1 rRNA gene is annotated in these 523 nt (G+C 59.7%); it reads right to left on the bottom strand.

Features of this window, described 5'->3' with window-relative positions:
- Positions 1 to 120 (bottom strand): 23S ribosomal RNA (locus AC1DW8_RS22630); the annotation flags it as partial.
- Positions 121 to 523: the final 403 nt, after the last annotated feature.

The following is a 523-nucleotide window of genomic DNA, read 5'->3' as shown; positions in this document are numbered from 1 at the left end:
ATTCGGAAATCCTCGGATCACAGTCTGGTTATCGACTACCCGAGGCTTATCGCAGATTCCTACGTCCTTCTTCGGTTCCTGGTGCCAAGGCATCCACCGTGTGCCCTTAAAAACTTGACACTACAAAGATGCTCGCGTCCACTGTGAAGTTCTCAAAATACAACCGGCACCCCACACCCACCACAAGCACAGCTCGCGATCTCGATGAGGCCCACAACCAGAAAAACCAGCCCACACACACCCCCTCGTCGTAACGAGGGCAGGCCTGTGTCGTCCGATCCTTCAGGACCCAACAACGTGTCAGACACCGCACCCGCCATCCCCCACGTTCCACTGCCGCACCCCCCGGAAGGGGACGCAACCCCCGCGAGGGGAGCTGCCGGCTTGTACTTGTGAGAGACACCAGGACGGTGTCAAGTAATCGATGTTCCACCCTTGAGCACCCCCCACCGAGCATGCGTCGGTGGCGAGGCCACTGCGCCACAGACCATGACGGCCGACGGCCTGGGCGAGTTGCTCCTTA

This window comes from Terrabacter sp. P2_E3, from assembly GCF_056403915.1.
Note: the sequence above shows the minus strand (reverse complement) of the source record. Positions and strands in the feature narration are given on the sequence as shown.